This is a genomic window from Kitasatospora sp. NPDC059146 (assembly GCF_042786665.1).
Lineage (GTDB): Bacteria > Actinomycetota > Actinomycetes > Streptomycetales > Streptomycetaceae > Kitasatospora.
Genome location: NZ_JBHZCY010000027.1, coordinates 1 through 23,354, shown reverse-complemented (window position 1 = coordinate 23,354; position 23,354 = coordinate 1). Strand labels below are relative to the sequence as shown.

Here is a 23,354-nt window from a genome sequence, read left to right as displayed (position 1 = left end):
CGGTCGTGCGCCCGCCGGTCGTGCGGTCCCTGGTCGTGCGGTCGTGCCGGTCGTCCGAGCTGAAGCCATCGCGGCCTCCCATCCGGTCCTTCGGTGTGCAGCTACGGCTCCCCCAAAGTCCCGCCCCACTCCAGCGAACAGCGGGTCGGGCCCGGCGTCCAGAGGGGTGCAGGGTGGTGCGCGCGTGTCGCGGTCGTGCGCCCCCTGCGGACGGACCGCGGTCGGCGTGCCACGACTGAGGGTGTCCTCACCCCCTCATCGGTGTGATACCGATTCGAAGTGAGGGGGCCGATCCCCGTACCATTCCGCCCATGGCTAAGGCACCCGTTCTCACCCCTCAGGCGGAAGACTTCCCGCGCTGGTACCAGGACCTCATCAACAAGGCCGAGCTGGCCGACAACGGTCCGGTGCGCGGCACCATGGTCATCCGACCGTACGGCTACGGGCTGTGGGAGCGGATGCAGCAGGAGATGGACGCGCGCATCAAGAAGGCGGGCGCCCAGAACGCCTACTTCCCGATGTTCATCCCGCAGTCCTACCTGACGAAGGAAGCCGAGCACGTCGAGGGCTTCGCACCCGAGCTCGCGGTCGTCACCCACGGCGGCGGCAAGCAGCTGGAGGAGCCGGTCGTCGTCCGGCCGACCTCCGAGACCATCATCAACGAGTACTTCTCGAAGTGGGTGCAGAGCCACCGCGACCTGCCCCTGCTGATCAACCAGTGGGCCAACGTGGTCCGTTGGGAGCTCCGCCCGCGCGTCTTCCTGCGCACCACCGAGTTCCTCTGGCAGGAGGGCCACACCGCCCACGCCACCTACGAGGACGCCCGCGCGTACGCGTCGATGATCCACACCCAGGTCTACGGCGACTTCATGACCAACGTGCTCGGCATCGACGTCGTGCTCGGCCGCAAGACCGCCAAGGAGCGCTTCGCCGGCGCCATCAACACCCTCACCCTCGAAGGCATGATGGGTGACGGCAAGGCGCTGCAGATGGGCACCAGCCACGAGCTGGGCCAGAACTTCGCCAAGGCGTTCAACACCACCTACCAGCTGCAGGGCGCCGAGCGCGAGCACGTCTGGCAGACCTCCTGGGGCGTCTCGACCCGCATGGTCGGCGGCCTGATCATGTCCCACGGCGACGACAACGGCCTGCGGGTGCCCCCGCGCCTGGCCGCGGTCCAGGCCGTGGTGCTGGCCATCAAGGGCGACGACGCCGTCATCGCCAAGGTCCGAGAGATCGGCGCCCAGCTGGAGGCCGTCGGCATCCGGGTCGTGGTCGACGACCGCACCGACACCCCGTTCGGCCGCCGCGCCGTCGACTGGGAGCTCAAGGGCGTTCCGGTGCGCATCGAGGTCGGCCCGCGCGACCTGGAGAACGGCACCGCGATGCTGGCCCGCCGCATCCCGGGCGGCAAGGAGCCGGTCTCCATCGACGCGCTGGCCGCCCTGCTGCCGGGCCTCCTGGAGGAGGACCAGGCGCTGCTGCTGCGCCAGTCCCGCGAGCGCCGCGAGTCCCGCACCGTCGACGTCAAGACCCTCGACGAGGCCGTGGAGGCCGCCGCGACCGGCTGGGCCCGGATCTCCTGGGCCGACCTCGGCCCGGCGGGCGAGGCCAAGCTGGCCGAGCAGGGCGTCACGGTGCGCTGCATCGTCGCGGCCGACGGTTCGGTGCCGCAGGCGGACGACCAGGACGGCAATATCGCGATCGTCGCGCGTTCGTACTGACGTCATCGCGGCGTGCGCGTACTGATCGCGTGCCGCCCACCGATGTCGGCGGTCGTCGGGTAATGACCGGTGGCGGCGACATTTGCCCGAAATGCGGGCGGGTAAGAATCCGGTAACTCTGCCGGAGGGGGCCGAGTAGGTGACATCCCTACTGGCCGGTCAACTGCCGGTATTAACGGAATAGCGGTACGGTGTACGGCCCGTGGCCCTGTCAACTTCGACGGGTCCACGGGCCGTACGTCCAGGGGGCGACAGCCCGCTCCCCGGACGGAATTCACGAGGCCCGCCGACGTTGCGACGGGCCGAAACCCGCAGGGGGTTGGTCTTGCCTCAGATCCGGAACGCGCAATTCGCGCGCAGTCGTGCATTCCTGGGAGTTCCCTGGGAATTCCCGGAGAACGGGAACATGCGGAACATCGGCGCACTCTGCATCGTTGGTCTAGCGTGAGCACGACACAGCCCCTCGTCCTCGCGGCCGAACTGGCCGCCGCCTGGAGCGACATCCAGGCCTACCACCAGGACCTCCCCGACCTGGCCTCGCCCGAGGCACTGATCGGCGAGTCCTCCTCGGCCTGTGGCACGCGGCTCGGTTTCGAGCGGCTCCTCCACGAGGCTGCCCACGGTCTGGCCGCGGCCCGGGACATCCGGGACACCTCGCGGGCCGGCCGCTACCACAACCGGCGCTTCCTGATGCTCGCCTCCGAGCTGGGCCTGGCGCACCCGGTCGAGCCGCACGCCAGCAGCGGCTTCTCCCAGGTGACCATGCTCAAGGAGACGCAGGAGCGCTACGCCGACACCATCGAGCGATTGGACCGCGCCCTCGGCGCGCACCAGGAGGCGGTGGCCGGCGACGGCGCCAACCGCGCGTTCCGCGGCCCGGCCGCCCGGCACGGCTCCTCCGGGGGCGGCGTCCGGGTCAAGGCGGTGTGCGGCTGCGGGCGCAACGTCCGCGTCGTGCCGTCGGTGCTCGCCCAGGCGTCCATCGTCTGCGGCGCGTGCCAGCAGCCGTTCAAGATCGCGTAATCCGGGGTCGGGACCGGTCGGCGACTGTGCGGGCAGTCGGCTCGGCCGGGATGATCGACACCGGTGGCATCGGTGAGTCTGTGGGCTGACCGGGAGCGGGGGCTCCCGGTCGAGCCCTGAACCGTCCCCCCTGAAACCGTCCCCCTGCTCCGGCCCGGTCGCCCCGGCCGCGGCACAGGTGCTCCCCGGCTCCGTCTGCGAAGGCCGGGTGAAGAGCCCTGCCGCCGATATGGCAGAATGGACAGCTGAGTACTCGGCAGCCGAGCAGGACCCCTCTCTCCTACGGCTGGCGTGTCCCTTGAGCGGACCGCCCCGCAACCCCACGCGGACGGCGAGACCGCTCACCCACGTCAACACCAGGAGAATCCACTCCCGTGGCAGTCAAGATCAAGCTCAAGCGTCTCGGCAAGATTCGCGCCCCGCACTACCGCATCGTCGTCGCCGACTCGCGCACCAAGCGTGACGGCCGCGCGATCGAGGAGATCGGCATCTACCAGCCGACCTACAACCCCTCGAAGATCGAGGTCGACACCGACCGCGCCCAGTACTGGCTGTCCGTCGGCGCCCAGCCGACCGAGCCGGTGCTCGCCATCCTCAAGCTGACCGGTGACTGGCAGAAGTTCAAGGGCCTGCCGGCCCCGGCGCCGCTGCTGGTCGCCGAGCCCAAGGTCGAGGACTTCTCGCACCTGTTCGCGAAGGCCGTCGCCGGCTTCGAGGACGCCACCACCGGTGTTGCCATCACCCCGAAGGCCAAGAAGTCGGACAAGGCCGAGGCTGAGGCCGACGCCGGCGCCGAGGCCTGATCGTGATCGAGGACGCCCTCGACCATTTGGTGAAGGGCATCGTCGAGCACCCCGACGAGGTGCAGGTGCGCTCGCGCAACCTGCGTCGGGGGAACACCATCGAGGTGCGGGTGCACCCCGATGACCTCGGCAAGGTGATCGGCCGGGGTGGCCGCACGGCGCGCGCACTGCGCACCGTGGTCGGCGCCCTCGGCGGTCGCAACGTCCGGGTCGACCTGGTCGACGTGGACAACATTCGCTGACGCAGCTGCTCGTTCAGCCGTCGGGCTTGAGGCCGACCGGGACGCATGTCGTCCCGGTCGGCCTTTTTCTGTCTCCGGCTTTCTGCCTCCGGCCGCTGTCCTCGGCTGTCGTCACCGGTCTTCGTGACCGCTTCTGTCTCTGCCTTTGTCTCTGCCTTCTCGCCCAGCAACTTCAGGAGAACGATCACCGTGCAGCTCGTCGTCGGCAGGATCGGCCGTGCCCACGGCATCCGGGGGGACGTCAGTGTCGAGGTCCGCACCGACGAGCCGGAACTCCGGCTCGGCCCCGGTGCCGTCCTGCTCACCGACCCGGCCTCGGCCGGGCCCCTGACCGTCGAGTCCGGCCGGGTGCACAGCGGCCGGCTGCTGCTGCGCTTCGCCGGCGTCAAGGACCGCAACGCGGCGGAGGCGCTGCGGGGCACCGTGCTGATCTCCGAGGTCGACCCGGAGGAGCGTCCGGACGATCCGGAGGAGTACTACGACCACCAGCTGGTCGGCCTCGACGTGGTGCTGCTCGACGGCACCCCGGTCGGCGAGCTGACCGCGGTCGTCCACCTGCCGTACCAGGACCTGCTCACGGTGGAGAAGGCCGACGGCACGGAGGTGCTGGTGCCCTTCGTCACCCAGATCGTGCCGACCATCGACCTGGAGAACCAGCGGGCCGTGATCACCCCGCCGCCCGGGCTGATCGACCTCGACGAGGCCGAGGTCGTCGGCAGCGCCTCGGAGGAGCCGGAGGAGTCGGAGTGAGCGCCGAGCAGGACCTCGCGTCGACGGCCGCTCCCGAGCCCGCTCCCGTGCCCGCCCCGGAGAGTGCCTCGGAGAGTGCTTCGGCGGCTGCCCCCGGTGGGCAGTCGGGGATGGTGCAGCCGGGGACCGTGCAGTCGGGGGCCGTCCAGTCGGGGATGCGGATCGACGTCGTCTCGATCTTCCCGGAGTACCTGGAGCCGCTGAACATCTCGCTGGTCGGCAAGGCCCGGGCCCGCGGCCAGCTGGACGTGCACGTCCACGACCTGCGCGGATGGACCCACGACGTGCACCGCACGGTGGACGACAGCCCGTACGGCGGCGGCCCCGGCATGGTGATGAAGCCCGAGCCGTGGGGCGAGGCGCTGGACGCGGTGGTGGCCGGCGGCCCCGAGGGCGAGCTGCCCACCCTGGTCGTTCCCACGCCCAGCGGGCGGCCGTTCACCCAGGAGCTCGCCCAGGAGCTCGCCGGGCGCCCCTGGCTGGCGTTCACCCCCGCGCGTTACGAGGGCATCGACCGCCGGGTCATCGAGGAGGCGGCCACCCGGATGCCGGTGGTCGAGGCCTCGATCGGTGACTACGTGCTGGCCGGCGGCGAGGTCGCGGTGCTGGTGATGGTCGAGGCGATCGCCCGGCTGCTGCCCGGCGTGCTCGGCAACGCCGAGTCGCACCGGGACGACTCCTTCGCGCCCGGCGCGATGGCCGACCTGCTGGAGGGCCCGGTCTACACCAAGCCCGCCGAGTGGCGAGGCCGGACCGTCCCGGACGTCCTGCTCAGCGGCAACCACGGCAAGATCGCCCGCTGGCGGCGGGAGCAGGCCTTCGCCCGCACCCTGGCCAACCGGCCCGACCTGGTCGGGCGCTGGCAGTACGGAGCCTTCGACAAGAAGGACCGGGCGGCGCTCGACGTCCTGGGCCTGGCCTGGGACGAGGAGCTCGGCCGATTTCGGTCCACGGCCGTCGATGTGGAAGAATAGGCCGCTGCTGTCTGTCGCTGGCCCCCTTCCGTAGGGGGCACGTGGACCGGCGCCCTCGCCACGGGGGGATCGCCGTCAGCCGATGCGGCCCGCAGCTCACCCCATTGTGACGAACTTCCGTGGGCGGCCCGTGGCGCCTGCGATGGAGAGCAACATGAGCAACAAGCTCGCTGCTGTCGACGCGGCCTCGCTGCGCACCGACATCCCGGCCTTCCGCGCCGGTGACACCCTGAAGGTTCACGTCCGGGTCATCGAGGGCAACCGCTCCCGTGTCCAGGTCTTCCAGGGCGTCGTCATCCGCCGCCACGGCGCCGGCGTCGGTGAGACCTTCACCGTCCGCAAGGTCAGCTTCAACGTCGGCGTGGAGCGCACCTTCCCGGTGCACACCCCGGTCGTCGAGAAGATCGAGGTCGTGACCCGCGGTGCGGTTCGCCGCGCCAAGCTGTACTACCTGCGTGACCTCCGCGGCAAGGCCGCGAAGATCAAGGAGAAGCGCGACCGCTGATCCACCGCCCCCCGGCCGCGCCGGGGGACCGGAGCGCTCCGAGGGGCCGGGCCACCGCAAGGTAAGCTCTGCGCCCGATGAGCACGCACGAACCACCCGCGGACCGCGACGGCAGTCCCGCACCCACCGGTGCGGACTCGCTGTCGCGGTCCGCGGTCGTTTCCGAGCCGGATCGGGCTGCGCGGCCGGAGCGGCTCGGACAGCCGGAGCGGCTCGAAGGGCCGGAGCGGCTCGAAGGGCCGGGGGCCTCGGGGGCCGCGGAGGGGTCCGAGGCCTCGGGGGTCGCGCGGGCGGAGCCCGAGCCGGGGGCCGAGGACGAGGCCGAGGAGCCCGGGCGGTCCCGCTCGCGGGACCTGCTGCTGTTGGCCGGGATCTGTCTGGCGGCCCTGCTCCTGGTGAACGCCTTCGTGGCCCGTCCGTTCACGGTGCCCTCGGGCTCGATGGAGGACACCCTGCGGCCGGGCGACCGGTTGATCGCCAACCAGCTCGCCTACGCCTTCGGCGGGCACCCCCAGCGCGGTGACGTGGTGGTCTTCGACGGGACGGGCTCCTTTCTCCGCGATTCGGCCGAGCCGCCGGGGTTCTGGGACGACCTCCGCTCGGTCGGCCGGGACCTGGGGCTGGTCCCGGCCGGCGACACGGTCTACGTCAAGCGCGTGATCGGCGTCGCCGGGGACCGGGTGCGGAGCACCGGCCCGGGGGCGCCGCTCACCGTCAACGGCGTGCCGGTGGACGAGAGCGCCTACCTGGCCCCGGGCGACCAGCCGTCCGCCGTGGCCTTCGACGTCCTGGTGCCGAACGGCAAGCTCTTCGTGCTGGGCGACCACCGGAGTGCCTCCCGGGACTCCCGGGACCACCTCGGGGAGCCCGGTGGCGGCTTCGTGCCCGAGGACAAGGTGATCGGCCGGGCGGACTGGGTGGTCTACCCGTTCTCGCGCCTGACCGGACTGGACCGGCCCGCGGCCTTCACCGCGGTCCCGGGGACGGGTGGCCGTGGGGACCAGGGGTAGGGGCCGGGTCGCCGACCGGCCGGCTCCCGAACCGGGCGGGGACGGGGGCGGGAGCGGGGGCGAAGCGGCGGAGTCCGGGGCGGAACCGGTCGCGCCGGTCCGCGGCCGCGCCGATCGTCGGCGCAGTGCCCGCCGCGTGGCCCGGCGGCGCAAGCGCTCGCTGCTGCGCGAGTTCCCGCTGATCATCCTGGTGGCCCTGCTGGTGGCACTGGTGATGAAGACCTTCATGATCCAGGTGTTCGTGATCCCCTCGGGCTCGATGGAGCAGACCATCCAGGTCGGGGACCGGGTGCTGGTGGACAAGTTGACCCCCTGGTTCGGCAGTGAGCCGCAGCGCGGCGACGTGGTGGTGTTCAAGGACCCGGGCGGCTGGCTGGAGAGCGACCACAAGGCGGCCGACGACGGTCCGGTCCTGGCCCCGGCGAAGCACGTGCTGACCTTCGTCGGGCTGCTGCCGTCCGACAACGAGCAGGACCTGATCAAGCGCGTGATCGGTGTCGGCGGGGACACCGTCGAGTGCTGCGACCCGCAGGGGCGGCTCAGCGTCAACGGCCGTGCGGTGGACGAGCCGTACCTCGCGGCGGGCAACCCGCCGTCCCGCCAGCCGTTCAAGGTGACGGTGCCGAAGGGGCGGCTGTGGGTGATGGGGGACCACCGCGACGTCTCCGCCGACTCCCGCTTCCACATGGGCAACCCCGGGCAGGGCACCGTGCCGCTGAGCGACGTGGTCGGTCGCGCCTTCATGATCGGGTGGCCGCTGGGCCGGCTCCATCAACTCGACGAGCCCGGTTCACTCTCCTCTCTCGCCGCGACCTCGCGGCCCGGCGGAACTGCGCCGCAATCGATGGGCATTGGGCCGGTTCCATTGGAACCACCGCTCGTTATGGGTGTGTTGGGCATCCTTCCGTTCGTCGTTCGCCGGTCGGGGCGGCCTCCGCGGTGAGCCGCTCCGGTCGTCGGACGGCCGGACGGCGCGTGTGGAACCGCGGGCCGGATGCCCTGGAGTGATAGAGAAGTGCAGGTGCGGCCGGGAGCGGTCCCGGTCGTGAGCCGGGGTCGGGTTGGTGTCAGGAGAGCCTGCTGTGGGCAATCCTGATGCGTTCACGGTCGTGGTGAGCGTGGTGCCCGCTGTGCGGCACTCTGAGCGCGGGCGCGCAGGCGTCCGCACAGCAGGGAGGAGACGTTGTGGGGGATTTGGTGATCGGCGCCCGCTCAGGCGCCGGGGAACCCGAGGGCCCGGGCGGTCGGGTGACCCGGTCCGCCGAGTCCTCGGCGCCGTCCGCCGCGGTCGAGGACACGGCCGCCCAGACCGCCGACGAGCACGGGAGCGGGGCCGACGGCCCGGCGGAGCCCGGGCGGCCGGAGAGCGGGCCGACCGACGAGTCGGAGTCGGAGGCTCCGGCCAAGCCGCGCAAGCAGCGCTCCTTCCTGAAGGAGTTGCCGATCCTGGTCGGCATCGCACTGATCCTGGCGTTGGTGATCAAGACTTTCTTCGTCCAGGCGTTCTCCATTCCGTCCGAGTCGATGCAGAACACGCTGCAGGTCGGCGACCGGGTGCTGGTGGACAAGCTGACCCCGTGGTTCGGCGCCGAGCCCGAGCGCGGGGACGTCGTGGTGTTCCACGACCCGGGCGGCTGGTTGGGCGACGAGCCGACCCAGCAGAGCAGCAACTCCTTCGTCCGCGGTATCCAGGACGTGCTCAGCTTCGTCGGGCTGATGCCCTCCGCCAACGAGAAGGACCTGATCAAGCGGGTCATCGCGGTCGGCGGCGACACCGTCGAGTGCGCGGACGACGGTCCGGTCAAGGTCAACGGCGTCGCGCTCAACGAGCCGTACATCTACCCGGGCAACACTCCTTGTGGGACCCACCCCTTCGCTCCGGTGAAGGTGCCGAACGGCCGGATCTGGGTGATGGGCGACCACCGCGCGGACTCGCTGGACTCCCGCTTCCACATGGACCAGCCGGGCGGCGGGACCGTACCGGTGGACAACGTGATCGGGCGTGCCTTCGTGGTGGCCTGGCCGGTCGGCCACTGGTCCACGCTCCCGGTGCCGGGCACCTTCGACCAGAAGGGCCTGGCGGCGGCCTTGCCGGCCGCGCCTCCCGTGGCCGGTGCGGTGGGTGCCGTCGCCCTGCTTCCGCTGGTGCGTCGGGCGCGGGCCCGAACGGAGCGCCGGAAGGAGTCCTGAGCTCCACCTGCTCCTCCCCGACCCTTGCGCGGGCCGTGGTACCGACGAGTAATCTGCTCGGACGTGCCACGGCCCGCCGGCGTTCGCCCCCGAGCCACCGGCGTGCCAGTGGTGTTCTCCGGTCGGCCAAAGGTGGACGGTGTCGATGAGCAGTGTCGTGGAACAGCCGGCCGACCACTCGGCCGCGCCCGCCCGGTCCGGCCGCCGGCCCGCCGCGGTGCTGCAGGGGGTCGCGATCGCGCTCGGGCTGGTGTTGATGATCGGCGGATTCGCCCTCATCGCGGTCGACTACCGGCCGTACAAGATCCCCACCGCCTCGATGCACCCGACGCTCCGGATCGGCGACACCGTGCTCGCCCGCAAGGTCGACGGCGGCGCCGTCGGCCGGGGCGACGTGGTGGTCTTCCGCGACCAGGCCTGGGGCGGGGAGCTCATGGTCAAGCGGGTGGTCGCGGTCGGCGGCGACACCGTCGCCACCACCGCCGCGGACCACCGGCTGACGGTCGACGGGCAGCCCGTGGACGAGCCGTACCTCGCGACCCAGGGCCGCCAGGGCGATGCGTTCAGCGTGACGGTGCCGCAGGGCCGGCTGTTCCTGCTCGGTGACAACCGGGTCGGCTCGCTGGACTCCCGCACCCACCTGGAGGTCGACGGCGGGACCGTCCCGGCCACCGCCGTCGAGGCGAGGGTCGAGGCCACCCTGCTGCCCCTCGGCCGGACCGCCCTGCTGGAGCGGACCTCGGCCTTCGACGGCTTCGCGGGCCCCCGGGCCGCGGAGCCGGGCCCGCTGGAGCCCGCCGCCTACGCCAGCGTCGCGGGCGCGGCGCTGATCGTGCTGACCTCGGCGGTGGGCGGGGTGGCCGGCCTGGCGCGCCGGCTCGGCCGGGGGCGCAGCTCCTGAGCACGGCCGTCGCGGGTCGGGCCGCTCTGCCGAACATCGCCCCGGACGGCCGCGCCGGGTGGCAGGATCGGTAGCACCACCGATGCGAACCGAAGGAGCGTGGAGCGCCGCGATGACTGCACAGCGTCGCCGGGCGGCGCGGATCCTGCTGCTGGACGGGCTGGACCGCATCCTCCTGTTCCTGGGCGTCGATCCCGCGGTGCCCGACGAGACGTGGTGGTTCACGCCCGGGGGCGGCTTGGAGCCGGGGGAGGACGTGCGGGCGGCCGCCGAGCGGGAGCTCGCGGAGGAGACCGGCTTGCGGGGTGTGGCCCTGGGGCCCTTGGTGGCGTACGGCACGGTGTCGTTCTCCTTTCGGGGACAGCGTTACGAGCAGGAGCAGTGGTTCCACCTGGCCCGGACCACGGAGACGGGCCTGGACCACTCGGGCATGGGCGAGGACGAGCACGCCCAGCTGCTCGCGGCGCGCTGGTGGACGGTCGAGGAACTGCGTGGGACCGCCGAGACGGTCCATCCGGCCGGACTGGCGGACTTCCTGGAGCGACTGCTCGCAGAGGGCCCACCGGTCGATCCGGTACGGCTCTGAGCGTGGGTGCGGTGGTCCACAATGGGTGGACGTGACAAGTTGAGGGGACGCCTGGATGAGTGCCGAAGATCTCGAGAAGTACGAGACCGAGATGGAGCTCAAGCTCTACCGGGAGTACCGGGACGTCGTCGGCCTGTTCAAGTACGTGATCGAGACCGAGCGACGGTTCTACCTCACCAACGACTACGAGCTGCAGGTGCACTCGGTCCAGGGCGAGGTGTTCTTCGAGGTGTCGATGGCGGATGCGTGGGTCTGGGACATGTACCGGCCGGCCCGGTTCGTCCGTAAGGTCCGGGTGCTGACCTTCAAGGACGTGAACATCGAGGAACTCGCGAAGAGCGACCTGGAGCTGCCCTCGGACGAGTCCGGCTTCGGGAACTGACGTTGGACGACTCCGTCCCGCGTTGTCCAGCCGAATTTCGCGTGACGGGGGCTTCTCACTCCTGCGGGTGACAAGAGTTGTCCACAGGCCCGGGTTATCCACAGGGGAACGGAATTTCCCGGCATCGGTGTGCACGGTGGTGCAGCCTCCTCGGCGGAGGTGGTCACCGTGCAGAACACCATCGAGCAGGACCAGACCGTGCAGGACCTGGCCGTACCGAACGCGGCCGCGACCGGGGCGGACGGCGGGGCCGGGGAGGCCGGGGAGGACCGCAGCACCAGGAACGGGCTCGGCCGCTACGGCGAGCGGGTCGCCGCCCGGCACCTCACGGACGCCGGGCTCCGCATCCTCGACCGCAACTGGCGCTGCGTCGAGGGTGAGCTGGACATCGTCGCCCTCGACGGCGACACCGTCGCGGTCTGCGAGGTGAAGACCCGCTCCGAGCGGGGCTTCCAACAACCCAGCGAGGCCATCGACCGGGCCAAGGCCGCCCGGCTGCGGCGGCTCGCCGAGCGCTGGCTGGCCGAACGCTGGCCCGAGCACTTCGCCCGGCTGGCCGGGCCCGGGTACGACCCCGGGCCGTCCGATCCGCAGTGGCCGCCCGCCCCACCGGGCGGGGTGCGGATCGACCTGGTGGCCGTGGTCAACCGGGCACGGGGTGCGGCCCTGGTCGACCACCTGCGGGGGGTGGTCTGAGATGGCCTTCGCCCGTACCTGTTCCGTCGCGCTGGTCGGGGTCGACGGAGTGATCGTCGAGGTCCAGGCCGATCTGGAGCCCGGGGTGGCCGCGTTCACCCTGGTCGGCCTGCCCGACAAGGCACTCACCGAGGCCCGCGACCGGGTCCGCGCCGCGGTCTGCAACAGCGGGGAGGCCTGGCCGCAGCGCAAGCTGACCGTCGGGCTCAGCCCCGCCTCGGTGCCCAAGAGCGGCAGCGGCTTCGACCTCGCGGTGGCCTGCGCCGTGCTGGCCGCCGCCGAACGGCTGGACCCGTCCGCCATCGCCGACCTGCTGTTGATCGGCGAGCTGGGGCTGGACGGCCGGGTGCGGCCGGTCCGCGGGGTGCTGCCCTCGGTGCTGGCCGCGGCCGACGCCGGGTACGAACGGGTCGTGGTCGCCGAGCAGACGGCGCCCGAGGCCTCGCTCGTGCCGGGCGTGACGGTGATCGGGGTGCGCAGCCTGCGCCAGCTGGTCGCCGTCCTGACCGGGGCGGAGGCGCCGGAGGAGCCGCCGGATCTGCTCGGCGGCCGGCCGGATCCGCTGATGGCCGGGCTGATGCTGCCCAGCGCGGGCGTCCGGGGCCTGCCCGACGAGCGGGCCCTGCGCCTGGACATGGCGGACGTGGCCGGTCAGTACGAGGCCCGGCGGGCTCTGGAGATCGCCGCCGCCGGAGGCCACCACCTCTACCTCAAGGGGCCGCCGGGCGCGGGCAAGACGATGCTGGCGGAGCGGCTGCCCGCGCTGCTCCCGCCGCTGACCCAGAAGGAGTCGCTGGAGGTCACGGCCGTCCACTCGGTGGCGGGCCTGCTCCCGGTCGGGCGCCCGCTGATCGACACCGCGCCCTACTGCGCCCCGCACCACTCCACCACGATGCCCGCGATCGTCGGCGGCGGCAGCGGCCTGCCGAGGCCGGGCGCGGTCTCCCTCGCCCACCGGGGCGTGCTCTTCCTGGACGAGGCGCCCGAGTTCCCCGTGCGGGTGCTCGACGCGCTGCGCCAGCCGCTGGAGTCGGGCGAGGTGGTGATCGCCCGTTCGGCCGGTTCGCTGCGGCTCCCGGCGCGGTTCCTGCTCTGCCTGGCCGCCAACCCCTGTCCGTGCGGCCGGTACTCACGGCGGGGCGAGGGCTGCGAGTGCACTCCGGTGATGGTCAGCAGGTACCAGGGGAGGCTCTCCGGGCCGCTGCTGGACCGGGTCGACCTCCAGGTCCAGGTCGCCCCGGTGACCAGGATCGAGTTGATGGAGCGGGACACCACGGCGGAGACCACCGCGACCGTCGCCGCCCGGGTGCTGGAGGCGCGGGAGCGGGCCGCCGCGCGGCTGGCGCACACCCCGTGGCGGACCAACGCGGAGGTGCCGGGCCACGAACTGCGCACCCGTTGGCAGCTCTCGGCCGGAGCGCTCAACGACGTCGCCCGCCAGCTGGAGCGCGGGCTGCTGACGGCCCGCGGCCTGGACCGGGTGCTCCGGGTCGCCTGGACGGTCGCGGACCTGGCCGGCCGCGACCGGCCGGACCAGCGGGACGTGCGCACCGCCCTGGTCCTGCGCACCGGTGTCGAGCAGGGGCTGCCGCTGCCCGAGCGCGGGCACGGCCGCCTCGGCGGCATCCCGGCCCAGCGCCGGAGCGGCCCCGACGACCGGCCCGGACCACGGTCGGAGCCCGAGGGGCTCCCGGCGAAGGACGAGGAGGCGGCATGAACCAGCTGTTGCGGTACTCCCGGGCAGCCCACGCGGACGAAGCCGGTCCGGCGGCCGCGCCCGAGGCGGAGCGCCTCGCCCGGGTGCTGCTCAACCGGCTCAGCGAACCGGGCGACGCCGTGGTCGGCCGCTGGCTCGACGGACTCCCCGCCGTGGACGTGGTGCGGGCGATCGGGGAGGGCGCCGTCCCCGACCACCCCGGGCTGGACCAGGCCCGGCTGGCCGCCTACCAGGCCCGACTCCCCGGGCTCGACCCGGTGGCCGACCTGAAACGGGTGCGGGACGTCGGTGGACGCTTCATCATTCCGGGGGACACGGAATGGCCCAGTCAACTGGACGACCTGGGCGACGGACGCCCGATCGGGCTGTGGACGACCGGTACCGGTTCACTGCGGCTGCTCGCCCTGCGCTCGGTGGCGGTGGTGGGCTCCCGGGCCTGCACGGCCTACGGCGCCCACGTCGCGGGCGAGCTCGCGGCCCAACTGGCCGAGCGCGGTTGGGTGGTGGTGTCCGGGGCCGCGTACGGGATCGACGCGGCGGCCCACCGCGGGGCACTGGCCGTCGGCGGGATGACGGTCGCGGTGCTCGCCTGCGGGGTCGACGTGGCCTACCCGAAGGGGAACGCCGAACTGATCCGGCGGATCGGCGAACAGGGCCTGCTGGTCAGCGAACTCCCGCCCGGCGAGCACCCGAACCGGTTCCGCTTCGTGCTCCGCAACCGGGTCATCGCGGCGCTGACCCGGGGCACGGTGGTGGTCGAGGCGGCCGTGCGCAGCGGCGCCCTGAGTACGGCCAGACGGGCGCGGGACCTCAACCGCCACACCATGGGCGTCGCGGGGCCCGTCACCTCCGAGCTCTCCGCCGGGGTGCACGCGCTGATCCGCAGCGGCGGCGCCACGCTGGTCACCGACGCGGCCGAGATCACCGAGCTGGTCGGGGCGATCGGGGACGACCTGGCCCCGCAGCGCGGCGGACCGGTGCTGCCGCGGGATTTGCTGGAGCCACCGGTGGCCCGGGTGCTGGAGGCCGTACCGGCCACGGCCGAAGGCGCTCCGGTCGAGCGACTGGCCCGGCAGTCCGGCCTCCCGCCGGACGAAGTCCTGCAACGGCTCTACGAGTTGGCCTCGCTCGGCTTCGTGGAGCGGCACGGCGCGCACTGGCGCGTGGTGCGGAGGAGGTGAGCGCCCGGGGGTACGAACACGGGTGCGCCCGCGGGAAGCGGGTCGGGACGGCCCGGCTGACCTGCTGATCCGGGTCTTCCGCTCGTCTGCCCGGATCCGATGGGTGAACGCCACCGGATCGGGGGACGACCGAGTGGCGGTAGCGCTTTGCAGTGAGTCGGTCACGCTACGCTCCACATGCCTTCCCTATCAGCACATGACTCGGCAGAACGGCGCAGACCTACGTATGCCCACACACATTCCCGGACACAGAGTGACCGGTGGCGCTCGGTCCGCGGGAGGGCCGCGGACCGAGCGGCGACCCGCGACCGAGTTCCCGTCCAAGGCGGCGGGGACGAAGGGGGGCCTGTCGCGTCAGGGCGGCCGGCCGACGGTGGTGCCGGGCCAGCCCGCGGACACGACCAGGGACGTCGACCCGGCCCAGCGTGCCGACGCCGCGTGCGGTGTCGAGACGGTCCACGGCACCGGGGCGCTCGGCGAGGCGGACGCGCCGGGGGGTGCGGCCGTACCCCGCGCCCCCCGGTTGCCTTCGAGCGCCCCGGCGCCGGACGCCACCTCCCCACCCGGGCCCCGGCCCCGCCGGGAGCAGCCCGGGGCGGGGCGGGGGGCGCAGGTCAGGGACGCCCGGAGCGCCCGGGAGGCCCGGAGCGCCCGGGACGCTCGGGAGCCCGGTGCCCAGGGGCGCAGCGCGCTCGAAGAGCTCTGGCGCTCCTACAAGGAGACCGGCGACCAGCGGCTGCGCGAGCAGCTGATCCTCCACTACTCACCACTCGTCAAGTACGTGGCGGGGCGGGTCGGGGTCGGCCTGCCCTCCAACGTCGAACAGGCCGACTTCGTCTCCTCCGGGGTCTTCGGGCTGATCGACGCGATCGAGAAGTTCGACATCGACCGCGCCATCAAGTTCGAGACCTACGCGATCAGCCGCATCCGCGGCGCGATCATCGACGAGCTGCGTGCTCTGGACTGGATCCCCCGCTCGGTGCGGCAGAAGGCGAAGGCCGTCGAGCGGACGTACGCGACGCTGGAGGCCCGGCTGCGCCGGACGCCGCACGAGCCCGAGGTCGCGGCCGAGATGGGCATCGCGATCGAGGACCTGCACGCGATCTTCAGCCAGCTGTCACTCGCCAACGTGGTGGCCCTGGACGAACTGCTGCACCCGGTGGGGGAGGGCGGCGACCGGCTCAGTCTGGTGGACACCCTGGAGGACCACGGCGCGGACGACCCGGTCGAGGTGGCCGAGGACCGCGAGCTGCGCAGACTGCTGGCCCAGGCGGTCAACACCCTCCCCGAGCGGGAGAAGACCGTGGTCACGCTCTACTACTACGAGGGCCTCACCCTCGCCGAGATCGGCCAGGTGCTGGGGGTGACGGAGAGCCGGGTGAGTCAGATCCACACCAAGTCCGTCCTCCAGTTGCGGGCCAAGCTCTCGGACGTCCGGTAGCGGGCGCCGGAGCCGCCCGCCGGGCCGGCTCCTCCTTCGAATGCGCGGCGCCGTTCCGGCCGCGCGCGCGGCTCCGTACAGTGGGTCCGTGCCGAAGATCCGAGCGGCCACGGTGGCCGAGCATCGCCAGCTGCAGCGGGCAGCCCTCCTGGACGCTGCCCGCGCCCTGCTCACCGAGGGCGGCATGGAGGCCCTGACCTTCCCCTCGCTCGCCGCCCGTACCGGGCTGGCGCGTTCCTCCGTCTACGAGTACTTCCGCTCCCGTGCCGCCGTGGTCGAGGCACTGTGCGAGGTGGACTTCCCGCTCTGGGCGGCCGAGATCGAGGCCGGGATAGCGAGCTGCGAGACCGCCGCCGAGCGGATCGAGGCGTACGTCCGGGGCCAGCTGGCGCTGGCCGGGGACCCCAGGCACCGGGCGGTCACGGCCATTTCGGCGCTGGAGTTGGACGAGGCCGCGCGCGAGCGCATCCGGGCGGCGCACGGCGGGCTCGTCGGCCTGGTCGTCCGGGCGCTGGAGGAACTGGGCCACGACCAGCCCCGACTCGCCGCGGCACTGCTGCAGGGGATCGTGGAGGCGGCCGTCCGCCGGACCGAGCAGTTCGCCGGCGGGGACCGTACGGGCTGCCCGGTGGAGTCCCCGGAGGCGGTCGCGGACGCGGCGGTGGCCCTGGCGTTGCACGGCCTCGACCGGACCTGACCCGCCCCCGCCCGTTCCTCGTCCCGTCCTGCCGCGAGCCCGCCCCTGCCCCGCCGCGAGCCTCTGCCCCGTCCGTTCCGCCCTGCCGCGCCGCCGTTGCGCGCGTTCACGTTCCGCCCAGCGGCAGCAGACGGGCCCGTCCCGTGCCCAGCAGGGCCAGTGGATCGAGGTAGCGGCCCCCGCGCAGCAATCCCCAGTGCAGGCAGTCCCGTGCGCCGCAGTGCCGTCCGTCGGGGGCGAGCCGTCCGACGACCTGCCCGGCGGCCACCCCGGTGCCGACCGGGACGGTGCCGGTGACGGGGAGGTAGGTGGTCCGCAGCGGGGGAGTCCCGGAGCCCGGATGGACGACGGTCACCACCGGCCGTCCCGCCACCAGCCCGGAGAACGCGACCACCCCGGCGGCCGCCGACCGCACCTCCGCCCCGGGCGCGGCGGCGAGGTCCACGCCCCGGTGCCCGGCCGCCCACGGCTTGGCCGGCGGCACGAAGCGTCCCAGCACCCCGCCGGGCCCGCCCACCGGCCAGGCCCGCACCGGCCCCCGGCCGGTGGAACCCCCGCCCGCGCCTCCCGCGCCCGTGCCACCCGCGTCCATGCCTGTACCCACGCCACCCGCACCCGCGCCGCCCTCGCCCGCCGCGGCGGCCCGCGCCACCCCCGCACCCGCCATCAGGGCGAGCACCACCCCCAGTGCGATCCCCCGCACCACCCGCGTGACCACCGCACCGGCCACCCCGCCCACCCCCACCGGTCGGCCACGCGCCCACCCGGCCATCCACCTGGCCACCCACCCGGCCATCCATCCGATCGCCTCCGCGACCGCCCCTCGAACCCCGCTGCGCCCAGTCATGCCCCGAGGCTGGCCGGGCCCCGCTGCCCAGACCACCCCCTTCCGGATTCCTGTGGACAAACCGCCCCCACCGCCGGTCGCCGTCCCTCCGACGGGTGTACGGGTGCCGCCGTCCGGTGGACAAACGGCATACGAGGACCGGTCGGTGGGCAGGGAGCCGACCAGCCGGCGCCCGTTCGCCGGTCGCCGCGGCCCCGTCCGCCGCGGTCGTTTCCCGGGCTTCCCCCAGGCCATCCGCCGCTCGGGCGCGGTCCGCCCGGGGGCCCCCGGGCGCCCGAGAAGTCGCTCGCCGCTCGGCGCTTCCCGTACACTTCACACGCGACCCGGTCCACCGGGTCGACTTCGCACGCCCCGCCACCGGTGGTCGGACACGGTTCTTCCGCGGCCTCCGCCAGGTGCGAGTGCCGCTCGGTCCGCCGAGCCCGACCGGTCCCCGGACCGAGCGGGTGGAAGCGGCTCGGCACGATCGGGGCGTCAGGCGTGGCTGTCACCTGGCCGCCACGGACAACCGAGACTGACCCGGCCGTAGGCATTTCGCCCGAGGGGAACCCCCCGAGGGCGGCCACAGTCGGGCCGTAACACCTGAGGAGCACGGCAATGGCCGTCGTCACGATGCGGGAGCTGCTGGAGAGCGGCGTCCACTTCGGTCACCAGACCCGCCGCTGGAACCCGAAGATGAAGCGCTTCATCATCACCGAGCGCAACGGCATCTACATCATCGACCTGCTGCAGTCGCTGAACTACATCGACCGCGCCTTCGAGTTCATCAAGGAGACCGTTGCCCACGGCGGCAGCGTCCTCTTCGTCGGCACGAAGAAGCAGGCCCAGGAGGCCATCGCCGAGCAGGCCACCCGCGTGGGCATGCCCTACGTGAACCAGCGCTGGCTCGGCGGCATGCTGACCAACTTCTCGACCGTCTACAAGCGCCTGCAGCGCCTCAAGGAGCTCGGCGAGCTGGACTTCTCGGACGTGGCCGGTTCCGGCCTCACCAAGAAGGAGCTCCTGGTCCTCCAGCGCGAGCACGACAAGCTGGAGAAGACCCTCGGCGGTATCCGCGACATGCAGCGCGTTCCCAGCGCTGTCTGGATCGTGGACACCAAGAAGGAGCACATCGCGGTCGGCGAGGCCCGGAAGCTCAACATCCCGGTCGTCGCCATCCTCGACACCAACTGTGACCCGGACGAGGTCGACTACAAGATCCCGGGCAACGACGACGCGATCCGCTCCGTCACCCTGCTGACCCGCGTGATCGCCGACGCCGTCGCCGAGGGCCTGAAGTCCCGCGCCGGTGTCGCCAAGGGCGACACCAAGGCCGAGCCGGGCGCCGACCAGCCGCTGGCCGACTGGGAGAAGGACCTCATCGAGGGCGAGAAGAAGGCCGAGGAGGCTCCGGCCGCTGAGGCCCCCGCCGCCGAGGCTCCGGTTGCCGAGACCCCGGCCGTCGAGGCCCCGGTCGCCGAGGCTCCGGCCACCGACGCGCCGGCCGAGCAGGCCTGACGTACCACGGGTGAGGGGCACTCGCCGGTACGACACCGGCGGGTGCCCCTCTCTCCCGCGCCGGGACCGAACCATCGGTCCCGGCGCCACTCCACGCAGACACGCGAGACGCGAGAAGAGATTCACACCATGGCGAACTTCACCGCCGCGGACGTCAAGAAGCTCCGTGAGCTCACCGGCGCCGGCATGATGGACTGCAAGAAGGCCCTGGACGAGGCCGAGGGCAACGTCGAGAAGGCCGTCGAGCTCCTGCGCATCAAGGGCCAGAAGGGCGTTGCGAAGCGCGAGGGCCGTGACGCCTCCAACGGCGCCGTCGCCGCGCTGATCGCCGAGGACAAGAAGTCCGGCGTCCTGGTCGAGCTGAACTGCGAGACCGACTTCGTCGCCAAGGGTGACAACTTCGTCAAGGTCGCCGACGCGATCGCCGCCCACCTCGCCAAGAGCGCCCCGGCCGACCTGGACGCCGCCCTGGCGTCCGAGATCGAGGCCGGCAAGACCGTCCAGCAGTTCGTGGACGAGGCCAACGCGACCCTGGGCGAGAAGATCGTCCTCCGTCGCTTCGCCCAGTTCGACGGTGACGGTTTCGTCGCGGTCTACCTCCACAAGACCAGCCCCGACCTGCCGCCGGCCGTCGGCGTCCTGGTCGAGCTGGACAAGGAGAACGCCGAGGTCGCCAAGGACGTCGCGCAGCACATCGCCGCCTTCGCGCCGAAGTACCTGTCCCGCGAGGAGATCCCGGCCGAGGCCCTCGAGAACGAGCGCCGCGTCGCCGAGGCCACCGCCCGCGAGGAGGGCAAGCCCGAGGCCGCCCTGCCGAAGATCGTCGAGGGTCGCGTCACCGGCTTCGTGAAGGAGAACTCCGTCCTGGAGCAGGCCTTCGCCAAGGACAACAAGAAGACCGTCGCCAAGGTCCTCGAGGAGGCCGGCGTCTCCCTCAAGCGCTTCGCCCGCTTCCGCGTCGGCGCCTGAGCCACGTTCCACCCGGTCCCCGGCCCCTCTAGGCTGGGAACCGCCCCCGCCCACTGACCGGGGCGGGCGGATCGCCGAACGGGCTCACCCGGCGCCAGCCGTCCATGGGTGGGCCGTGTCGGCACCATGAACGACGAGGAGGCCATTGCCGTGCAGGACACCGAACCGGTTCCCGCGGCAGTGGCCTCCTCTCGTGTACGCGCAGGCCGGGCATCCGCACGCCCAGGCCTGTGAGCCAGCAGGTGCACTAAAGGAGAAGTCCATGCAGGAGACGCAGGAGACCGCGCAGGACCCCAAGGCGGGCTCGCGCCGCCGGGTGCTGCTCAAGCTGTCCGGTGAAGCCTTCGCCGGTGGTGGCGGGCTCGGCGTCGACCCGGACGTCGTGCACGCGATCGCCCGTGAGATCGCCACGGTCGTGCGCGCCGGCACCGAGGTCGCGGTGGTCATCGGCGGCGGCAACTTCTTCCGGGGTGCCGAGCTGCAGGTCCGCGGCATGGACCGGGCCCGCTCCGACTACATGGGCATGCTGGGCACCGTCATGAACTGCCTGGCGCTGCAGGACTTCCTGGTCAAGGAGGGCATCGAGACCCGGGTCCAGACCGCCATCACCATGGGCCAGGTCGCCGAGCCGTACCTGCCGCTGCGGGCCGTCCGGCACCTGGAGAAGGGCCGTGTGGTGATCTTCGGTGCCGGTATGGGCATGCCGTACTTCTCCACCGACACCACGGCCGTCCAGCGCGCGCTGGAGATCCACGCCGACGTCCTGCTGATGGGCAAGAACGGCGTGGACGGCGTCTACGACTCCGACCCCCGGACCAACCCGGACGCGGTCAAGTTCGACGCACTGGAGTACTCCGAGGTCATCGCGCGCGACCTCAAGGTCGCGGACCTCACCGCGATCACCCTGTGCAAGGACAACAACCTCCCGATGCTGGTCTTCGAACTGCTGGCGGAGGGCAATATCGCGCGTGCGGTGAAGAGTGAGAAGATCGGCACACTCATCAGCCAGGATTCTGTCCGGGCCTGAGCAGCAACCCGCCGTACGGGACGGCGTCCGCCGCGACCGGCCCCGATGCCGACACCGGTCGGGACAACAGCAGATGAACCGGACAGGGAGTTCACAGTGATCGAAGAGACCCTCCTCGAGGCCGAGGAAAAGATGGAGAAGGCCGTCGCCGTCTCCAAGGACGACCTCGCGGCCATCCGTACCGGCCGTGCGCACCCGGCGATGTTCGCCAAGATCGTCGCCGAGTACTACGGCGCCATCACGCCGATCAACCAGCTGGCCTCGTTCTCGGTGCCGGAGCCGCGCATGGCGGTCGTCTCGCCGTTCGACAAGACCGCGCTGAAGGCCATCGAGCAGGCGATCCGCGACTCCGACCTGGGCGTCAACCCCTCGAACGACGGTTCCATCATCCGAGTGGTGCTGCCGGAGCTGACCGAGGAGCGCCGCCGGGAGTTCATCAAGATCGCCCGGACCAAGGGCGAGGACGCCAAGGTCTCGATCCGCGCCGTCCGCCGCAAGGCCAAGGACGCCATCGACAAGCTGGTCAAGGACGGCGAGGTCGGCGAGGACGACGGCCGCCGCGCCGAGAAGGAGCTCGACGACACCACGGCCAAGTACGTGGCCCAGGTCGACGAGCTGCTCAAGCACAAGGAAGCCGAGCTGCTCGAGGTCTGATGAACGACGCCCCTGACGCCCCTGGCTACTGGGGCCCGTCCGACCAGCAGTTCCAGCCCTACCGCCCGGCGCCGCAGCCGCAGGCACCCCGGCCGCCGGCCAGTCCGGCGCCGGGGCACCCCGGCCACCCGGAGCCCCGGGCCGCCCACCAGGGCGGGCCGGGTGCCGTCCCGGGGGGCCAGGACCTCCGTTCGGATCACTCGCAGCAGCCTCCGGTGTACTGGGGCGGCGACGCGGAGGAGACTCAGGTCATGCCTCCCGTACCGGCCGATCCCGGCCCGCACCCCGGTGCGCCCGACCACGGGCCGGCGAACGGTGCCGCGAGCGGACCCTCCGACGGCTCCTCGAACGGCGCCGGGGACGGCTCCTCGAACGGCGCTGCGAGCGGGCCCTCGAACGGCGCCGCGAACGGCCGGGCCGAGCAGCCCGGGACGCCGCCGGGTGTGACGGAGACGGTCGTGCTGCGCGCGATAACCGACGACGCCACCCCCGCCCCCGGCCACGGCGCCCCGCCGTACCCGGGGGCTCCGGTGCATCCCGCGCCGCCGCAGCGCCACTGGGCGGCCGGGCAGCCCCCCTTCGTGCCGTCGTCCCATCCAGGGCAGGAGACACCCGTGGCCGCCCAGCCCGCCCCGCAGCCGGAGCCGCGCAAGCAGCGCGGCGGCCGTAACCTCCAGGCCGCCATAGGCGTGGGCGTCGGCCTCGGCGTGGTGATCATCGCCTCGCTGTTCGTGGTGAAGGCGCTGTTCCTGTTCGTCGTGATGGCCGCGGCCTCGGTCGGCGTCTGGGAGCTGACCAGTCGGCTGTCCGAGCGCAAGCAGATCAAGGCGCCGCTGATCCCGTTGGTCGTGGGCGGCATCGCCATGATCGCCACCGGCTACTGGGCCGGCGTCGAGTGGGCCGCGGCCTCGCTCGCGCTGACCGGGCTGGCGGTGATGGTCTGGCGGATGGCCGAGCCGCCGGAGAACTACCTGCGGGACATAACGGCCGGGGTGTTCACCGCCTTCTACGTGCCGTTCCTGGCGACCTTCGTGGCGATGATGCTGGCGGCCGACGACGGCCCCCAGCGGATCGTGCTCTTCCTGATCGTCACGATCTGCAGCGACACCGGCGCCTACGCGGTGGGCTACAAGTTCGGTCGGACCAAGCTGGCCCCGACGATCAGCCCCGGCAAGACCCGCGAGGGCCTGGCCGGCGGCATCGGCCTGTCGATGCTGGCGGGCGCCGTGCTGATGCAGCTGATCATCGACGGCGGTAGCTGGTGGCAGGGCCTGATCCTGGGCGGCTGCGCGGCGGTCACCGCGACCCTGGGCGACCTGGGCGAGTCGATGATCAAGCGCGACCTCGGGATCAAGGACATGGGCACCCTGCTGCCCGGCCACGGCGGCATCATGGACCGGCTGGACTCGCTGCTGCCGACCGCCCCGGTGGTCTGGCTGCTGCTGGCGGCCTTCGTCGGGAGCTGACCCGCCCACCGACCGTTCCGCGACGGGGGCCCCGCTCCCCCGGCGGCCCGGGCCCCCCCGCGGCGGCGTCAC

At 72.5% G+C, this 23,354-nt stretch carries 23 protein-coding genes and 1 pseudogene; 23 read left to right on the top strand and 1 reads right to left on the bottom strand.

The window, feature by feature from the left end; translation table 11 throughout:
• The first annotated feature begins 311 nt into the window (after positions 1-311).
• The 18 genes and pseudogenes from proS (at position 312) to ACFXPX_RS14710 (ending at position 16,822) form a co-directional block, all read left to right on the top strand.
• Positions 312-1,724: a proline--tRNA ligase gene (gene proS / locus ACFXPX_RS14795; RefSeq protein ID WP_380525263.1), complete on the top strand. Its 1,413-nt coding sequence runs from the start codon at positions 312-314 to the stop codon at positions 1,722-1,724.
• Between the two features lie 444 nt (positions 1,725-2,168).
• Positions 2,169-2,747: a hypothetical protein gene (locus ACFXPX_RS14790; protein WP_375891771.1), complete on the top strand. Its 579-nt coding sequence runs from the start codon at positions 2,169-2,171 to the stop codon at positions 2,745-2,747.
• 374 nt (positions 2,748-3,121) lie between these two features.
• Positions 3,122-3,550: a 30S ribosomal protein S16 gene (gene rpsP / locus ACFXPX_RS14785; RefSeq protein WP_375891773.1), complete on the top strand. Its 429-nt coding sequence runs from the start codon at positions 3,122-3,124 to the stop codon at positions 3,548-3,550.
• A gap of 2 nt (positions 3,551-3,552) precedes the next feature.
• A complete protein-coding gene (locus ACFXPX_RS14780) occupies positions 3,553-3,792 on the top strand; it encodes an RNA-binding protein (protein WP_030056773.1) in 240 nt (79 codons plus the stop codon).
• A gap of 189 nt (positions 3,793-3,981) precedes the next feature.
• Positions 3,982-4,542 (top strand): ribosome maturation factor RimM, encoded by a 561-nt coding sequence (gene rimM, locus ACFXPX_RS14775; RefSeq protein ID WP_375891775.1) that lies wholly within the window; start codon positions 3,982-3,984, stop codon positions 4,540-4,542.
• A 155-nt stretch (positions 4,543-4,697) separates the two neighbouring features.
• The gene (trmD, locus tag ACFXPX_RS14770; RefSeq protein WP_380525288.1) at positions 4,698-5,516 is read left to right on the top strand and encodes a tRNA (guanosine(37)-N1)-methyltransferase TrmD; all 819 of its coding nucleotides are present in this window, start codon (positions 4,698-4,700) and stop codon (positions 5,514-5,516) included.
• Between the two features lie 154 nt (positions 5,517-5,670).
• Positions 5,671-6,021 (top strand): 50S ribosomal protein L19, encoded by a 351-nt coding sequence (gene rplS / locus ACFXPX_RS14765; RefSeq protein ID WP_030243502.1) that lies wholly within the window; start codon positions 5,671-5,673, stop codon positions 6,019-6,021.
• 77 nt (positions 6,022-6,098) lie between these two features.
• Complete coding sequence (lepB, locus tag ACFXPX_RS14760) at positions 6,099-7,031, top strand: signal peptidase I (protein ID WP_380591559.1); 933 nt, start codon at positions 6,099-6,101, stop codon at positions 7,029-7,031.
• Positions 7,032-7,167: 136 nt separating this feature from the next.
• Positions 7,168-7,974 carry a signal peptidase I gene (gene lepB, locus ACFXPX_RS14755; protein ID WP_380527406.1) on the top strand — a complete coding sequence of 269 codons (807 nt, stop codon included), beginning with the start codon at positions 7,168-7,170 and terminating at the stop codon, positions 7,972-7,974.
• Between the two features lie 242 nt (positions 7,975-8,216).
• Positions 8,217-9,221, top strand: a complete 1,005-nt coding sequence (gene lepB / locus ACFXPX_RS14750) for a signal peptidase I (RefSeq protein ID WP_380641429.1) — start codon at positions 8,217-8,219, stop codon at positions 9,219-9,221.
• 145 nt (positions 9,222-9,366) lie between these two features.
• Entirely contained in the window at positions 9,367-10,122 is a 756-nt protein-coding gene (lepB, locus tag ACFXPX_RS14745; RefSeq protein WP_375891784.1) for a signal peptidase I, read from the top strand.
• Positions 10,123-10,234: 112 nt separating this feature from the next.
• Positions 10,235-10,708, top strand: a complete 474-nt coding sequence (locus tag ACFXPX_RS14740) for an NUDIX hydrolase (protein WP_375891786.1) — start codon at positions 10,235-10,237, stop codon at positions 10,706-10,708.
• Between the two features lie 55 nt (positions 10,709-10,763).
• A complete protein-coding gene (locus tag ACFXPX_RS14735) occupies positions 10,764-11,090 on the top strand; it encodes a DUF2469 domain-containing protein (protein ID WP_030056781.1) in 327 nt (108 codons plus the stop codon).
• Positions 11,091-11,258: 168 nt separating this feature from the next.
• Positions 11,259-11,786 carry a YraN family protein gene (locus tag ACFXPX_RS14730; protein ID WP_375891788.1) on the top strand — a complete coding sequence of 176 codons (528 nt, stop codon included), beginning with the start codon at positions 11,259-11,261 and terminating at the stop codon, positions 11,784-11,786.
• A 1-nt stretch (position 11,787) separates the two neighbouring features.
• Positions 11,788-13,503: a YifB family Mg chelatase-like AAA ATPase gene (locus ACFXPX_RS14725; RefSeq protein ID WP_380641427.1), complete on the top strand. Its 1,716-nt coding sequence runs from the start codon at positions 11,788-11,790 to the stop codon at positions 13,501-13,503.
• Positions 13,500-14,684 carry a DNA-processing protein DprA gene (gene dprA / locus ACFXPX_RS14720; RefSeq protein ID WP_380641425.1) on the top strand — a complete coding sequence of 395 codons (1,185 nt, stop codon included), beginning with the start codon at positions 13,500-13,502 and terminating at the stop codon, positions 14,682-14,684. Before ACFXPX_RS14725 ends, dprA begins: the two co-directional genes overlap by 4 nt.
• Before the next feature lie 670 nt (positions 14,685-15,354).
• A pseudogene (gene whiG / locus ACFXPX_RS14715) lies at positions 15,355-16,125 on the top strand (RNA polymerase sigma factor WhiG); the annotation flags it as partial.
• A gap of 112 nt (positions 16,126-16,237) precedes the next feature.
• Positions 16,238-16,822, top strand: coding sequence for a TetR/AcrR family transcriptional regulator (locus ACFXPX_RS14710; RefSeq protein ID WP_380641456.1), 585 nt, complete (start codon positions 16,238-16,240; stop codon positions 16,820-16,822).
• A gap of 106 nt (positions 16,823-16,928) precedes the next feature.
• Here ACFXPX_RS14710 and ACFXPX_RS14705 read toward each other — a convergent pair whose 3' ends face one another.
• Complete coding sequence (locus ACFXPX_RS14705) at positions 16,929-17,669, bottom strand: peptidoglycan DD-metalloendopeptidase family protein (protein WP_380641423.1); 741 nt, start codon at positions 17,667-17,669, stop codon at positions 16,929-16,931.
• Between the two features lie 597 nt (positions 17,670-18,266).
• On the opposite strand from ACFXPX_RS14705, the gene rpsB reads away from it, so the two are divergent.
• From rpsB to ACFXPX_RS14680, 5 genes are all read left to right on the top strand, one after another.
• On the top strand, positions 18,267-19,166 hold the full coding sequence (gene rpsB, locus ACFXPX_RS14700) for a 30S ribosomal protein S2 (protein ID WP_380641421.1): 900 nt from the start codon (positions 18,267-18,269) through the stop codon (positions 19,164-19,166).
• 129 nt (positions 19,167-19,295) lie between these two features.
• On the top strand, positions 19,296-20,135 hold the full coding sequence (gene tsf, locus ACFXPX_RS14695) for a translation elongation factor Ts (RefSeq protein ID WP_380527420.1): 840 nt from the start codon (positions 19,296-19,298) through the stop codon (positions 20,133-20,135).
• 262 nt (positions 20,136-20,397) lie between these two features.
• On the top strand, positions 20,398-21,162 hold the full coding sequence (gene pyrH, locus ACFXPX_RS14690; RefSeq protein ID WP_030056790.1) for a UMP kinase: 765 nt from the start codon (positions 20,398-20,400) through the stop codon (positions 21,160-21,162).
• 96 nt (positions 21,163-21,258) lie between these two features.
• On the top strand, positions 21,259-21,816 hold the full coding sequence (gene frr / locus ACFXPX_RS14685; protein WP_360233219.1) for a ribosome recycling factor: 558 nt from the start codon (positions 21,259-21,261) through the stop codon (positions 21,814-21,816).
• Between the two features lie 251 nt (positions 21,817-22,067).
• Complete coding sequence (locus tag ACFXPX_RS14680) at positions 22,068-23,282, top strand: phosphatidate cytidylyltransferase (RefSeq protein ID WP_380641419.1); 1,215 nt, start codon at positions 22,068-22,070, stop codon at positions 23,280-23,282.
• The last annotated feature ends 72 nt before the right edge of the window (positions 23,283-23,354 follow it).

Bases quoted from the DNA above. Each gene is read 5' to 3' on its own strand.
- proS (WP_380525263.1), top strand. From the start codon at position 312: ATGGCTAAGGCACCCGTTCTCACCCCTCAGGCGGAAGACTTCCCGCGC.
- trmD (WP_380525288.1), top strand. From the start codon at position 4,698: ATGCGGATCGACGTCGTCTCGATCTTCCCGGAGTACCTGGAGCCGCTG.
- rplS (WP_030243502.1), top strand. From the start codon at position 5,671: ATGAGCAACAAGCTCGCTGCTGTCGACGCGGCCTCGCTGCGCACCGAC.
- lepB (WP_380591559.1), top strand. From the start codon at position 6,099: ATGAGCACGCACGAACCACCCGCGGACCGCGACGGCAGTCCCGCACCC.
- lepB (WP_375891784.1), top strand. From the start codon at position 9,367: ATGAGCAGTGTCGTGGAACAGCCGGCCGACCACTCGGCCGCGCCCGCC.
- ACFXPX_RS14740 (WP_375891786.1), top strand. From the start codon at position 10,235: ATGACTGCACAGCGTCGCCGGGCGGCGCGGATCCTGCTGCTGGACGGG.
- ACFXPX_RS14735 (WP_030056781.1), top strand. From the start codon at position 10,764: ATGAGTGCCGAAGATCTCGAGAAGTACGAGACCGAGATGGAGCTCAAG.
- ACFXPX_RS14725 (WP_380641427.1), top strand. From the start codon at position 11,788: ATGGCCTTCGCCCGTACCTGTTCCGTCGCGCTGGTCGGGGTCGACGGA.
- dprA (WP_380641425.1), top strand. From the start codon at position 13,500: ATGAACCAGCTGTTGCGGTACTCCCGGGCAGCCCACGCGGACGAAGCC.
- ACFXPX_RS14705 (WP_380641423.1), bottom strand. From the start codon at position 17,669: ATGACTGGGCGCAGCGGGGTTCGAGGGGCGGTCGCGGAGGCGATCGGA.
- rpsB (WP_380641421.1), top strand. From the start codon at position 18,267: ATGGCCGTCGTCACGATGCGGGAGCTGCTGGAGAGCGGCGTCCACTTC.
- tsf (WP_380527420.1), top strand. From the start codon at position 19,296: ATGGCGAACTTCACCGCCGCGGACGTCAAGAAGCTCCGTGAGCTCACC.
- pyrH (WP_030056790.1), top strand. From the start codon at position 20,398: ATGCAGGAGACGCAGGAGACCGCGCAGGACCCCAAGGCGGGCTCGCGC.
- ACFXPX_RS14680 (WP_380641419.1), top strand. From the start codon at position 22,068: ATGCCTCCCGTACCGGCCGATCCCGGCCCGCACCCCGGTGCGCCCGAC.